Raw genomic sequence first — 12,574 nt, 5'->3', positions numbered from 1 at the left:
TCACTCGTTGGCCGCGCGGGGGCGGTCGTCGTCCGCGTACTGGTCGAAGAGCGGAGTGCGGCCGTGGTCGCGGGTGCGGCGCGGAGGGGCGGTGCGCTGGCGCGGAGGGGCCGGGGTGGAGGGTTCGGCCGGGGAGGAGCGGGCCGAGCTCCAGGTCTCCGGATCCGTGATGTCGATGCCGCTGGTGGCGCGCGGGGCGACCGGGGCCGTGACATACGTCGGGAGGGGGACCGGGACCGGGTCCCAGCTGTCGCCTCGGGCCGGGCCCGGGTCGCGCTGCTGGTCGACCCACTCGGCGTGGTCGGTCTGCTCGACCAGGGCACGGCGGCCCGCCTCCTGCGGGGAGACCGCGGGGGCGGGTTCGGGCTCGGGGCGGTCCTCGGGCTCCTCGTCCGGCTCCGCGGCCGCGGCCGGCCGGCGGCGCTCGCGCAGGCGCTGGGCAGCCGCCTCGGCGCGGCGCCGGTCCATGACGTAGACGAAGCGGCGGCGCTCCTGCACGCGTAGATGCGCGATGTACGCGGTCAGCAGGACCGCCGGGGCCGCGGGCGCCCAGAGGAAGCGGATGCCGCCGACCGCGGCGACGATCGCGCCGAACGTGAAGGCGAGGAAGAGGATCACCGTGGTGCGCCGTCGGCGCGCGAGGACCTTCGAGCGCCGGGCGCGCGCGGCGGCCGCACCGGCGGCCGGAGCACTCGGGCGGGGGGCGCGCGCCGGAGGCCGGATGCGGGCTTCCGTATGGGCCGGAGGCGCGGCGAAGGCCCGGACGTCGACGGAACTCAATCGGTCCGTCTCGGCATCCGGGTCGGCGTCGGCGGGCGCCTCCTCCTCGGCGGTGCGCTCGCGCAGCTCCTTGGCGTACCGGCGCTCCATTCCCGCCCGTCCGGACAGCAGCCGGATGGCGGTGCTGAAGCGTTCCGTCGGACGGGCTTCGTTGAGCTCGTCCTGCCTGCGGAGCCACATCGGCACCAAGTAGGCGGCCCAGGCCCCGACGATGACTGCGTAGATGAGGCCGCTGCTGCTCACGCATCACACCGTAGAGGGGTTCGCACGAGGGCATCGGCCAATTGGCCCGGTGTGTCGCACGATCTGGCTGATATCACTGACTTTTTTTGTGATTCTTCAGATCGCTCGGTGATCGAGTGCCGATTGAATTCGAACAGTTATTTTATTTCTCGTGTCGCGCGGGTCGTGCCTGGTGCCAGCGCCGCAGCAGCCCTTCCGGCACCTCTTCGGCCGTCAGTGCGAAGACCAGATGGTCCCGCCACGCACCGTCGATGTGGAGATAGCGGGGGCGGAGTCCCTCTTCGCGGAAACCGAGTTTCTCGACGACCCTGCGGCTCGGCCCGTTCTCGGGGCGAATACACACTTCGATGCGGTGCAGTCCGACCGTACGGAAGCAGTGGTCGACGGCGAGCGCGACGGCCGTCGGCATCACCCCGCGGCCCGCGACCTCGCGGTCGACCCAGTAGCCGACATGGCCCGAGCACATCGAGCCCCAGGTGATCCCCGCGACGGTGAGCTGGCCGACGAGCTCACCCTTGTACTCGACCACGAACGGGAGCATCCGGCCGGCGTTGGCCTCGGCGCGCAGATGGCGGACCATCTGGCGGTACGTGGGGCGCTGGGCGAACGGGGCGCCGGGGGCGGGCGGGGGGACGGTCGCCTCCCAGGGGCGCAGCCAGTCGCGGTTGCGCCGGTTCACCTCGCGCCAGGCGCGCTGGTCGCGCAGCTTTATCGGGCGGAGGGTGACATCACCGTCCGTCAGGACCACGGGCCAGGACGGGGCGTTCAGCGTGGACTCCCGGTGGGACCGGTAGGACCGGACGCGGCGTCGGCGTGACCGGCGTCGCCGTCCGCGGCTCTGGGGTGATCACCGCCGGCGATCTGGTCGACGGCGTGCGGCAGGATCCGGCCGAGCACCGCGAGCCCGTCCCGTACCCCACCCGTAGAACCCGGCAGATTGACGATCAGGGTGCGACCGCCCGCCACACCGGCCAGGCCCCGGGAGAGCGCCGCCGTGGGGACCTTGGCCAGGCCGTACGCCCGGATCGCCTCCGGGATGCCGGGGATCTCGTAGTCAAGAACCCGGCGGGTGGCGTCGGGCGTGCGGTCGGTGGGCGAGACTCCGGTGCCGCCGGTGGTGAGGATGACGTCGTACGCCGCGGCGACACCCTCGCGCAGGGCCGCCTCGACCGGGTCGCCGTCGGGAACGACCCGCGGGCCGTCGACCTCGAAGCCCATGCCTGCCAGACCCTCGGCGAGGAGCGGGCCGCCCTTGTCCTCGTAGACACCGGCGGAGGCGCGGTTGGAGGCCGTGACGACGAGGGCACGCCGCGCCGGGCGCGCGGGCTCGTCGGGCCGGGAGGACGTGGCCGCGTGCGCATGGCTGTGGACCTCGCCGCCGCGGGGGCTCACTGTCCGGCCCCCGTACGCGACCAGTCGCCGGACTTGCCGCCGGTCTTCTCCTCCACCCGGATGTCGGAGATGACGGCCGCCTTGTCGACCGCCTTGATCATGTCGACGACGGTCAGCGCGGCCACGGACACCGCGGTCAGGGCCTCCATCTCGACGCCGGTGCGGTCCGTCGTCCGCACCGTCGCGAGGATCTCCACGGCGTCGTCCGCCACGGTCAGGTCCAGCTTCACGCCCGAGACGGCCAGCGGGTGGCAGAGCGGGATCAGGTCGGGGGTGCGCTTGGCACCCATGATCCCCGCGATACGGGCGGTGGCGAGGGCGTCGCCCTTGGGGACTCCCTCGCCCCGCAGGAGCTCGACGACGCGCGGCGAGACGAGGACCCGGCCGCTGGCGCGGGCGGTGCGCGCGGTGACGCTCTTCTCGGAGACGTCGACCATCCGGGCCGCGCCCGCCTCGTCGATGTGTGTGAGTCCTTGCTGCGCGCTCATTGCTGTGGCTCCCGGTCACTGTGTGGTCAGACACCGTACCGCCACGGCGCGGCGCCCAGCCGAGCAGGACCACCACCCGGTCAGCCGAGCAGGACCACCTCCGTCTCGGTGCCCGGCTCCAGGGACGTGACGTCCTCGGGGACCACGATGAGCGAGTCGGCACGGGCGAGGGCCGCGATCAGGTGCGACCCGCTGCCGCCGACCGGGGTGACGGTGCCCTTCTCCGCATCGTAGGCACCGCGCAGGAACTGACGCTTCCCGGCGGGCGACAGCAGCGCCTTGTCGGCGCGCAGCTCGGCGCGCACGCGCGGGCGGTGCACGTCCTTCAGGCCCATCAGCGCACGGATGGCGGGGCGCACGAAGAGCTCGAAGGACACGTACGACGAGACGGGGTTGCCCGGGAGCGCGAGCAGCGGGGTGTGCTCGGGGCCGATCGAGCCGAAGCCCTGCGGCTTGCCCGGCTGCATGGCGAGCTTGCGGAAGTCGATCCCGCTGCCCGGCTCGTCCTCGTCGCCGACCGAGGAGAGCGCCTCCTTGACGACGTCGTACGCGCCGACGCTGACGCCGCCCGTGGTGACCAGCAGATCGGCACGGATGAGCTGGTCCTCGATCGTGGCGCGCAGCTCGTCGGCGTCGTCGGTGACCGCGCCGACGCGGTAGGCGATGGCTCCGGCGTCACGGGCGGCGGCGGTGAGCGCGTAGCTGTTCGAGTCGTAGATCTTGCCTTCGCCCAGCTCCTCGCCGGGCTGGACCAGTTCGCTGCCGGTGGAGAGCACGACGACGCGCGGGCGGGGGCGCACCCGCACGGTGCCGCGGCCGATGGCGGCGAGCAGGCCGATCTGCGGCGGGCCGAGGACCGTGCCCTCGGCGAGCGCGAGATCGCCGGCCTGGACGTCGCTGCCGCGCGCGCGGACGTGCGCGCGGGCCTGCGCGGGCCGGTGGACCCGGACCTCTCCGCTCGCGCCCTCGGGCGCGGCACCGGCGGGGCGCATGGTCGCCGCCGCCCCGGAGCCCGCGCCGCCGTCGGTCCACTCGACGGGAACGACGGCCTCGGCGCCGGGCGGCAGCGGGGCGCCGGTCATGATGCGGGCGGCCTGTCCGGGGCCCACGGTGGGCGGCTCGCCGCTGCCCGCGGCCACATCGCCGATGACCGTGAGGACCGCCGGGAACTCCTCGCTCGCGCCCGCGACATCGGCGACCCGGACCGCGTACCCGTCCATCGAGCTGTTGTCGAAGGGCGGCAGGGCGACCGGGACGCTCACGTCCTCGACCAGGACACAGCCCTGGGCGTCGGCCAGCTGCAGCTCGATGGGGTCGAGCGGGCGGATCGCGCCGAGGATGTCGTCCAGATGCTCGTCCACGGACCACAGCGGCGCGGTGCCCCCAGGGGTGGCCGCGTCCGGACCGCCCGAGCGGCCCTGGCCGGTGGACGGTGTTGCCGTGCTGCTCACAGTGCTACATCTCCTCGGTGACGTAACGGCGAAGCCAGGTCCGGAAGTCCGGGCCCAGGTCTTCACGTTCGCACGCGAGTCGGACAATGGCACGGAGGTAGTCGCCTCGGTCGCCGGTGTCATACCGGCGGCCCTTGAAGACGACGCCGTGGACCGGGCCCCCGATCTTCTCGTCGGCGGAGAGTTTCTGGAGGGCGTCGGTGAGCTGGATCTCGCCCCCGCGGCCCGGCTCGGTCTTGCGGAGTATCTCGAAGACGGCGGGGTCGAGCACGTACCGGCCGATGATCGCGTAGTTGCTCGGCGCGTCGGCGGGATCGGGCTTCTCGACGAGGTCGGTCACCTTGACGACGTCGTCGTCGCCGGTGGGCTCGACGGCGGCGCAGCCGTAGAGGTGGATCTGGGCGGGCTCGACCTCCATCAGGGCGATGACGCTGCCGCCCTCGCGCTCCTGGATGTCGACCATCCGGGACAGCAGCGGGTCGCGCGGGTCGATCAGGTCGTCGCCGAGGAGCACCGCGAAGGGCTGGTCGCCCACGTGCGGGGCGGCGCACAGCACGGCGTGGCCGAGGCCCCTGGGGTCGCCCTGGCGCACGTAGTGCATAGTGGCGAGGTCGCTGGACTCCTGGACCTTGGCGAGACGCTGGGCGTCGCCCTTGCGCCTCAGCGCCTCCTCCAGCTCGTAGTTGCGGTCGAAGTGGTCCTCGAGGGGACGCTTGTTGCGACCGGTGACCATGAGGACGTCCGTGAGACCGGCGCCCACCGCCTCTTCGACGACGTACTGGATGGCGGGCTTGTCGACGACAGGCAGCATCTCTTTGGGAGTGGCTTTCGTTGCGGGCAGGAACCGGGTTCCGAGGCCTGCGGCAGGGATGACAGCCTTGCTGATCCTGGGGTGCGACTGAGTCATGCGGAGCACCATATCCGCTGCGTATGGGCGGAAGATTAGCCTCCGGTTAACTTTCTCCTCATAAAGGCATATTGACTACGGTTTGTGAGGTTGCTGTGGGTGCGGACATGTCCGGAAAGAGCGCGGTACGGGGTGAACTCCTCGACGCACGACGCCTGCTGTCCCCTGAGGACGTCCGTGAGGCCTCGCTGGTTCTCGCGCGGCACGCGCTCGAGCTCCCCGAACTCGCCGCCGTCCGCACCGTGGCCGCCTATGTGTCGGTGGGGCGCGAGCCGGGCACCCGCGCGCTGCTCGACGCGCTGCGCGAGCGGGGCGTGCGCGTGCTCCTCCCGGTGCTCCTGGACGACAACGATCTCGACTGGGCGGAGTACGAGGGCGCGGAGCATCTCGTGTCGGCGCGGAGGGGTCTGCTGGAACCGGACGGACCGCGGCTCGGCCACAAGGCCGTACTGAATGCGGACACCGTGCTGCTGCCCGGCCTCGCTGTGGACGAGCGCGGGATGCGGCTCGGCCGCGGCGGCGGCTCGTACGACCGCGTGCTCGCCCGCCTCGAAGCGGCCTCCGCCCACCCGGCCCTCGTGGTGCTCCTGTACGCGAACGAGGTGGTCGCCCGGGTCCCGGAGGAACCGCACGACCACCCCGTGCACGCGGTGGTGACGCCCGAGGGCGTCCGCCGTTTCACGGCCTGAGCACGTTCACGGCCTCGGCACGTTCACGGCCCGAGCACATTCACGGCCCGAGCACGTTCACGGCCTGAGCACGAGCGTGTCCTGCGTCGCCGCCTCGACCGCCTTGTCCCCGTAGGCCCAGTCCAGCAGCTCGCCCTTGGCCCACTTGTCGGTCTGGTCCGTGTAGTGCGCGCTGTAGGCGTGCCCGGAGGCGCCGGTCAGATTTATCCAGCGGGACTTGTCCCAGTCCCCCACGTTGACGACCATCCGCATCGACGGCACCCAGATCACTTCGTAGCCGCCCGCCGCGTTCCAGCCGGTCGCGTTCACGGCGGCCTCGCCGCCGCCCAGGTTCCACGGGCCGCGGTTGAGCATCCACTGCAGGGCGCCGGGCCCCTCGGTGCCGAGCGTCTGGTTCTTCAGCGTCAGCTGGTGCAGCCGGCCCCAGCTCCAGGTGGAGACGTCCTTGCCGAGCTTGGCGGTGAGTTCCCAGCGGGCGTCGTCCATGGCCCGCTTGAGCAGGTCGTCACGGGTCGCGGTGCCGATCTCGTTGCGGTTCGGCGGGGTCTGCCACCACTCGCTGGTCTCGTTCTCCGGCTTCAGCAGCCCGCGCACCACCTCGTACCAGCGGTCGCCGCCGTCCGGCTGGGCCGACTCGGCGTCGCGCTGGCCGCACTCGCGCACGAGCCGGTGCAGGTCGTCGACCGGTCCCGTGTTGTCCACGGGAGACACGTTGAGGCACTCGCCCTCGACGCGCAGCTCCTTGGGCAGCTTGTTGCCGAAGGCCAGCTTGAGGACGTTGCGCCACACGGCGTTGAAGTAGGCCGCGGCCCCGGAGTCCGGCTCCTGGGTGTAGTCCCAGCCCTCCAGCAGCTTCTGCGCCTCCCGCACGTACGGGTCGGAGATGTCGATCTTCAGCAGATGCGGCGTCAGCTCCTTGGCGATCTCGCTGCTGTTGTCCATCTGCATGGTGCGCATGTCGTCCGTGGAGATCTTCCCGCCGTCCTTGGTCTTCAAGTCGATGAGGTCGTTGATCCGCTGGCTGCGGGAGCCGTAGCCGTAGTCCGTGGTGATCAGGTACGGGTACTTCTTCGCGTCCACGACGGCCTGGTTGGCCGTCACGATGTAGCCGCGCTTCGGGTTGTACTCGTACGGCAGCTCCTCGAAGGGGATGTAGTCCTTCTTCCAGCCGGACGTCCGGTCCCAGCCGGGGGTCGGCACCGAGCCGTCGAAACCCTTGGCGCGCACCGGGATCCTGCCGGGTGCCTGGTAGCCGATGTTCCCCTTGGTGTCGGCGTAGATCAGGTTCTGGGACGGGACCTCGAAGTCCTTCGCGGCGGCCCGGAAGCCGGTCCAGTCCTTGGCCCGGTTGAGCTTGAAGACGGCGTCCATGGACTTGCCCGGGTCCAGCGCGGTCCACCGCAGCGCGACGCCGTAGCCCTCGGGGCGGTCCGGGGCGGAGGTCTTGACGGGGGCGCGCTTGCCGACGCCCTCCAGCTCCTCGCTGCGGTCGGAGACCAGCGGGCCGTGCTCGGTCTCGCGGACCAGGATGGTGTGGCTCTCGCCGCCCGCGACCTTGATGATCTCCTCGCGGGTCGTGAACGGCTTGGTCCTGCTGCCGGAGAGGTAGCCGGTCGCGGAGATCTTCTCCAGGTAGAGGTCCGTGACGTCGGCACCGAGGTTGGTGAAGCCCCAGGCGATGTCCTGGTTGTGACCGATGATCACGCCCGGCATTCCGGAGAAGGTGTACCCCGCGACGTCGTACCGGCACTTGTCGGAGACCGTGCGGCAGTGCAGGCCCATCTGGGACCAGAGGGAGGGCAGCTGCGGCGCGAGGTGCGGGTCGTTGGCCAGCAGCGGCTTACCGGTGGTCGTGAGCGCGCCGGAGACGACCCAGGAGTTGGAGCCGATGCCGTTGCCGTTCGGGCCGAGGAGCGCCGGGACGTCGTCGAGGGAATCGGAGAGCGCGGAGAGCTGGGACTGCATGCCCTGCTGACCCTGGCCATCCTGGCTGCCCTGCGTGCCCTGCTGGGACACGTTCGAACCGCTGCCCGGCGACCCCGCCGATCCCGTCGACGAGTCGGAGTCGGATTCCGAGGACGGCTCGGCCTTCGGGTCCCACTTCTCGGAGGCGGGGTCGACGGCGCCGTCCTTGACGACCGGCTGGTGCAGCTCGTACGGATAGGCCGGGTACAGCTCCTTGATCTGCTGCGTGTTCAGCCTGCTGGTCATCAGCGATCGGTCGATCTCGTCCTGCATGTTGCCGCGCAGGTCCCAGGCCATGGCCTTGAGCCAGGCCACGGAGTCGACGGGCGTCCACTTCTCGGGCTTGTAGTCGTTGGTGAAGCCGAGGGCGGCGTACTCGACGGAGATGTCCTCGTTGGCCCGCCCCGCCAGATAGGCGTTGACGCCGTCCGCGTAAGCCTGCAGGTTCTTCTTCGTCTCGTCCGACAGAACGCTGTCGTACTCCTGCTGGGCGACCTTGCGCCAGCCGAGCGTGCGCAGGAAGGCGTCCGTCTTGACCGACCCGGCGCCGAACATCTCGGAGAGCCGGCCGGCGGTCACATGGCGCCGCACGTCCATCTCCCAGAAGCGGTCCTGGGCGTGGACGTAGCCCTGGGCCTTGAAGAGGTCCTCGTCGCTGCTCGCGTAGATCTGCGGGATGCCGTTCCCGTCGCGCTTGACGTCGACGGGGCTCGACAGGCCCTTGAGCTTGATCGTGCCGGTGGTCTGCGGGATGGAGGCGCGCACGGTGCTGACGCTCCAGTACGAGCCGTAGCCGACGCCCCCGACCAGCGCCAGCACCAGGACCAGGACGATCAGACGGGCGCGTCGCCCCTTCTTCTTGCCGGGCTTGTCAGCCGAAGAGGCGGATGTGTTGGCGGGCATCGCTGTCCTTCGAGGGGCAGGGTGGACCAGGGAGTGCTGGAGCAACCATAGGCGCAGCGCGAAACGCTCCCGGACGCGGTATCAGTAACGCCATACGAACAACGCCGCTGGCCAAAAATCATCGAACTGACGAGCGAATGATGATCAGGACGGCGTCAAGAAAACGTTAAAGATTAGGTAAGGTAACGAAGTGTCGCCGCCGGCGGAACCGTCCGGCACCACGGGCGCGAGGGGAAGGATCGGCCGCTGACTGTCCACGACCTCAATGAACTCCTGCTCATCTGCTCGCTCGTCCTGCTCATCGCCGTCGCGGCGGTGCGCGTCTCGTCCCGGAGCGGGCTCCCCAGCCTGCTGCTCTATCTGGGCATCGGGGTCGCCATCGGGCAGGACGGCATCTTCAACGTCGCGTTCGACAACGCGGAACTGACGCAGGTGATCGGCTACGCCGCACTGGTGGTGATCCTGGCCGAAGGTGGCCTCGGCACCAAGTGGAAGGAGATCAAACCGGCGCTGCCCGCGGCGGCGTCGCTGTCGCTGGCCGGCATCGCGCTGAGCGTGGGCATCACGGCGGCCGGTGCGCACTATCTGGTCGGACTGGAGTGGCGCCAGGCGATGATCATCGGCGCGGTCGTCTCCTCGACGGACGCGGCCGCGGTCTTCTCCGTGCTGCGGAAGGTGCCCCTGCCGTCGCGCGTCACGGGCGTGCTGGAAGCGGAGTCGGGCTTCAACGACGCCCCTGTGGTCATCCTGGTCGTCGCCTTCTCGACGGCCTGGCCCGTGGACCAGTGGCACCTCCTCATCGGGAAGATCGTCCTGGAGCTGGCGATCGGCGCGGCCATCGGTCTCGCGGTGGGCTTCCTCGGCGCATTCGGCCTGCGCCATGTGGCGCTGCCCGCGTCGGGCCTGTACCCGATCGCCGTCATGGCGATCGCCGTGACGGCGTACGCGGCCGGCGCCATCGCCCACGGCAGCGGCTTCCTCGCCGTCTACCTCGCGGCCATGGTGCTCGGAAACTCCAGGCTGCCGCACTGGCCCGCCACCCGGGGCTTCGCGGACGGACTCGGCTGGATCGCCCAGATCGGCATGTTCGTCCTGCTCGGACTGCTGGTGACCCCCCACGAGCTGGTGCACGACTTCTGGAAGGCCGTCGTCATCGGGCTCGTGCTGACGATGGTGGCGCGGCCCCTGTCGGTCGTCCTCAGCCTGCTGCCGTTCGGGATGCCCTGGCAGGAGAAGGCGCTGATGTCCTGGGCGGGTCTCCGCGGCGCCGTCCCCATCATCCTGGCGACGATCCCGATGGTGTACCAGATCGAGGGCAGCGAGCGGATCTTCAACATCGTCTTCGTGCTGGTGGTCGTCTACACGCTGGTGCAGGGGCCGACCCTGCCCTGGCTGGCGAGGGCGCTGCGGCTCGGCGACGGGGCCGAGGCCGCCGCCGACCTCGGCATCGAGTCGGCGCCGCTCGAACGGCTGCGCGGACATCTGCTGTCGGTCGCGATCCCGGAGAGGTCCCGGATGCACGGCGTCGAGGTCTCGGAGCTGCGGCTGCCGCAGGGAGCCGCGGTCACCCTCGTCGTACGGGAGGGCAAGAGCTTCGTACCGCTCCCGTCGACCGTGCTGCGGCGCGGCGACGAGCTGCTGGTGGTGGCGACGGATCCGGTGCGGGACGCGGCGGAGGCAAGGCTGCGCGCGGTCGGCCAGGGCGGAAAGCTGGCGGGCTGGCTGGGGACCAGCGGGGGCTGAGGCGGCGGCCCCGTGGACCAGCGGGGGGCCGAGGTGGTGGCGGCCGGCTCAAGTGGAATTCGAACCTCCACCTGAACGGTCGGTTAATCGCAGGCGTGGATCGGGCCGAGTCGGCAATTTCACAGGCCGGACAGCTGTTGTCCCTGTAGCATGAAGGCACATTGATCGACCAACTCTGCCTGAAGCAGAGCTGGCGCGACCGTATGGCGGCCGAGTCTCCCCGCAGTGGGCATCGGTATCTACCGCAGTTCCGCGCAAGAGGACAGCTCTCGGCGGCTCCCGGCACCCCGGGGAGCGCTACCAGGCGGCAGAAAGGCAAGGACCGTGGCGTCCACGGTCGCTTCTGGCAGGCGTCCCGGCTACGGGCAGCTGCTCCGTACCCCCGGGGCCTGGACATTCCTGCTTCCCGGATTCGCGGCGCGGCAGCCCTTCGCGATGCTCACCATCGGCATCGTCCTGCTGGTCCAGCACACCACCGGCTCGTACGGCAGCGCCGGCGCCGTCGCCGCCGTCACCGGTGTCTCCATGGCGCTCTTCGCGCCGCAGAGCGGCAAGCTCGCCGACCGCTTCGGCCAGCGCGCCGTGCTCGTGCCCGGCGTCCTCGTCCACACCGCGTCCGTCGCCGTCCTGACCGCGCTGGCGCTCGCGGACGCGCCCCTGTGGGCGCTGTTCGCGGCGGCCGTGCCGACCGGTGCGTCGGTCCCGCAGGTCGGCCCCATGGTGCGGGCCCGCTGGGCGGCGAAGGTCGGGGGCTCCCGGCTGATGCCGACGGCCGCGGCCTTCGAGTCCGTGACGGACGAGTTCACCTTCGTGGTCGGGCCGGTCCTGGCCACGGCCCTGTGCACCGGCGTCCACCCGGCCGCCGGTCTGGTCGCCGAGGCCGCGCTCACGCTGGCCGGCGGCCTGCTGTTCGCCGCTCAGCGCCGTACGCAGCCCGCCTTCGGCCGCCCGGCCGCCGGGGAGGCGCGTACGCAGCACACGTCGGCGCTGTCCGTGCCGGGCGTACGGGCCCTGGCCGTGGCCTTCCTGGGCATCGGCTCGGTCTTCGGCGGCATGCAGGTCTCCCTGACCGCGTTCACCGAGGAGATCGGGCAGCCCGGCATGACGGGCCTGCTGTACGGGCTCTTCGCGGCCGGCAACATGCTGGCGGGCATCGCCGTCGGCGCCATCGCCTGGAAGTCCGGTCCGCGCCGCCGCCTGCTGCTCGGCTACGCGGGCCTGACGGCCGCCGCGTCCCTGCTGTGGGCGGCGCACTCCGTGGTGCTGCTCGGGGTGCTCGGCCTGGTCGTCGGCATGTTCATCGCACCCGCGCTGATCAGCGGCTTCACGCTGGTCGAGACGCTGGTGCCGGCGTCGGCCCGCACCGAGGCGTTCACCTGGCTGACGGGCTCCGTGGCGCTGGGCCAGGCGGCCGCGGTGACCGTGGCCGGACGGCTGGCGGACGCCCAAGGTGCGAGCGCCGGATTCGTGGTCCCGTTGGTGGGCACCGCGCTCGCCCTGGTCACTCTGGTGGCGCTGCGGTCGCGGCTCGCACCGAGGGCGCACAGCCGTACGGTCGCACGTGGTGTCGGTCACCGAGTGCCGGTGACGGTGGACTGATCCCGCGGAATACGTCACTATGGACCGTCGTTAGCACTCGTAGAGTGTGAGTGCCAGGAGGAAGACAGTGCCGACCTACCAGTACCAGTGCACCGAGTGCGGCGAGGGCCTCGAGGCGGTGCAGAAGTTCACCGACGACGCCCTGACCGAGTGCCCGAGCTGCCAGGGACGCCTCAAGAAGGTGTTCTCTGCCGTGGGCATTGTCTTCAAGGGCTCCGGCTTCTACCGGAACGACAGCCGCGGTGCGTCGTCGAGCAGCTCGCCTGCGTCGTCGTCCACCTCGTCGGCATCGTCCACCTCGTCGACGTCCGCCAAGTCCTCGTCGGACGCGAAGCCGGCGGCGTCGAGCTCCTCGGCCGGCACCTCCAGCAGCGGTTCGACGGCTGCCTGAGGCTTCGCGCGGGCGCACAGCTC

Annotated in this window: 11 protein-coding genes; 4 read left to right on the top strand and 7 right to left on the bottom strand. The window is 71.0% G+C overall.

Annotation, left to right across the window (positions count from 1 at the left end):
• From ACFV9O_RS06465 to galU, 6 genes are all read right to left on the bottom strand, one after another.
• Complete coding sequence (locus tag ACFV9O_RS06465; protein ID WP_385413089.1) at window positions 1-1,023, bottom strand: hypothetical protein; 1,023 nt, start codon at window positions 1,021-1,023, stop codon at window positions 1-3.
• 142 nt (window positions 1,024-1,165) lie between these two features.
• Window positions 1,166-1,771 (bottom strand): GNAT family N-acetyltransferase, encoded by a 606-nt coding sequence (locus tag ACFV9O_RS06460; protein WP_385413086.1) that lies wholly within the window; start codon window positions 1,769-1,771, stop codon window positions 1,166-1,168.
• A 17-nt stretch (window positions 1,772-1,788) separates the two neighbouring features.
• Window positions 1,789-2,415 carry a molybdenum cofactor biosynthesis protein B gene (locus tag ACFV9O_RS06455; protein ID WP_385413083.1) on the bottom strand — a complete coding sequence of 209 codons (627 nt, stop codon included), beginning with the start codon at window positions 2,413-2,415 and terminating at the stop codon, window positions 1,789-1,791.
• The gene (gene moaC, locus ACFV9O_RS06450; protein ID WP_385413081.1) at window positions 2,412-2,903 is read right to left on the bottom strand and encodes a cyclic pyranopterin monophosphate synthase MoaC; all 492 of its coding nucleotides are present in this window, start codon (window positions 2,901-2,903) and stop codon (window positions 2,412-2,414) included. Before moaC ends, ACFV9O_RS06455 begins: the two co-directional genes overlap by 4 nt.
• Window positions 2,904-2,983: 80 nt before the next feature.
• Entirely contained in the window at window positions 2,984-4,354 is a 1,371-nt protein-coding gene (gene glp, locus ACFV9O_RS06445) for a gephyrin-like molybdotransferase Glp (RefSeq protein WP_385413078.1), read from the bottom strand.
• A 4-nt stretch (window positions 4,355-4,358) separates the two neighbouring features.
• The gene (gene galU / locus ACFV9O_RS06440; RefSeq protein WP_385413075.1) at window positions 4,359-5,261 is read right to left on the bottom strand and encodes a UTP--glucose-1-phosphate uridylyltransferase GalU; all 903 of its coding nucleotides are present in this window, start codon (window positions 5,259-5,261) and stop codon (window positions 4,359-4,361) included.
• 107 nt (window positions 5,262-5,368) lie between these two features.
• Between galU and ACFV9O_RS06435 the strand changes: the two genes are divergently transcribed.
• Window positions 5,369-5,950, top strand: coding sequence for a 5-formyltetrahydrofolate cyclo-ligase (locus ACFV9O_RS06435; RefSeq protein WP_385413072.1), 582 nt, complete (start codon window positions 5,369-5,371; stop codon window positions 5,948-5,950).
• A 57-nt stretch (window positions 5,951-6,007) separates the two neighbouring features.
• On the opposite strand, the gene ACFV9O_RS06430 is transcribed toward ACFV9O_RS06435, so the two are convergent.
• Window positions 6,008-8,818, bottom strand: a complete 2,811-nt coding sequence (locus ACFV9O_RS06430) for a penicillin acylase family protein (RefSeq protein WP_385413069.1) — start codon at window positions 8,816-8,818, stop codon at window positions 6,008-6,010.
• Window positions 8,819-9,064: 246 nt separating this feature from the next.
• Here ACFV9O_RS06430 and ACFV9O_RS06425 point away from each other — a divergent pair, with 246 nt between their 5' ends.
• The 3 genes from ACFV9O_RS06425 to ACFV9O_RS06415 all read left to right on the top strand — a co-directional run bounded on the left by ACFV9O_RS06425 (window position 9,065) and on the right by ACFV9O_RS06415 (window position 12,551).
• The gene (locus tag ACFV9O_RS06425; RefSeq protein WP_385413279.1) at window positions 9,065-10,561 is read left to right on the top strand and encodes a potassium/proton antiporter; all 1,497 of its coding nucleotides are present in this window, start codon (window positions 9,065-9,067) and stop codon (window positions 10,559-10,561) included.
• A 324-nt stretch (window positions 10,562-10,885) separates the two neighbouring features.
• Complete coding sequence (locus tag ACFV9O_RS06420) at window positions 10,886-12,160, top strand: MFS transporter (protein ID WP_385413067.1); 1,275 nt, start codon at window positions 10,886-10,888, stop codon at window positions 12,158-12,160.
• Between the two features lie 67 nt (window positions 12,161-12,227).
• Complete coding sequence (locus ACFV9O_RS06415; protein WP_385413065.1) at window positions 12,228-12,551, top strand: FmdB family zinc ribbon protein; 324 nt, start codon at window positions 12,228-12,230, stop codon at window positions 12,549-12,551.
• Window positions 12,552-12,574 lie beyond the last annotated feature (23 nt).

Source organism: Streptomyces sp. NPDC059909, assembly GCF_042730885.1.
Lineage (GTDB): Bacteria > Actinomycetota > Actinomycetes > Streptomycetales > Streptomycetaceae > Streptomyces.
This window is presented reverse-complemented; position numbering and strand designations above follow the sequence as displayed.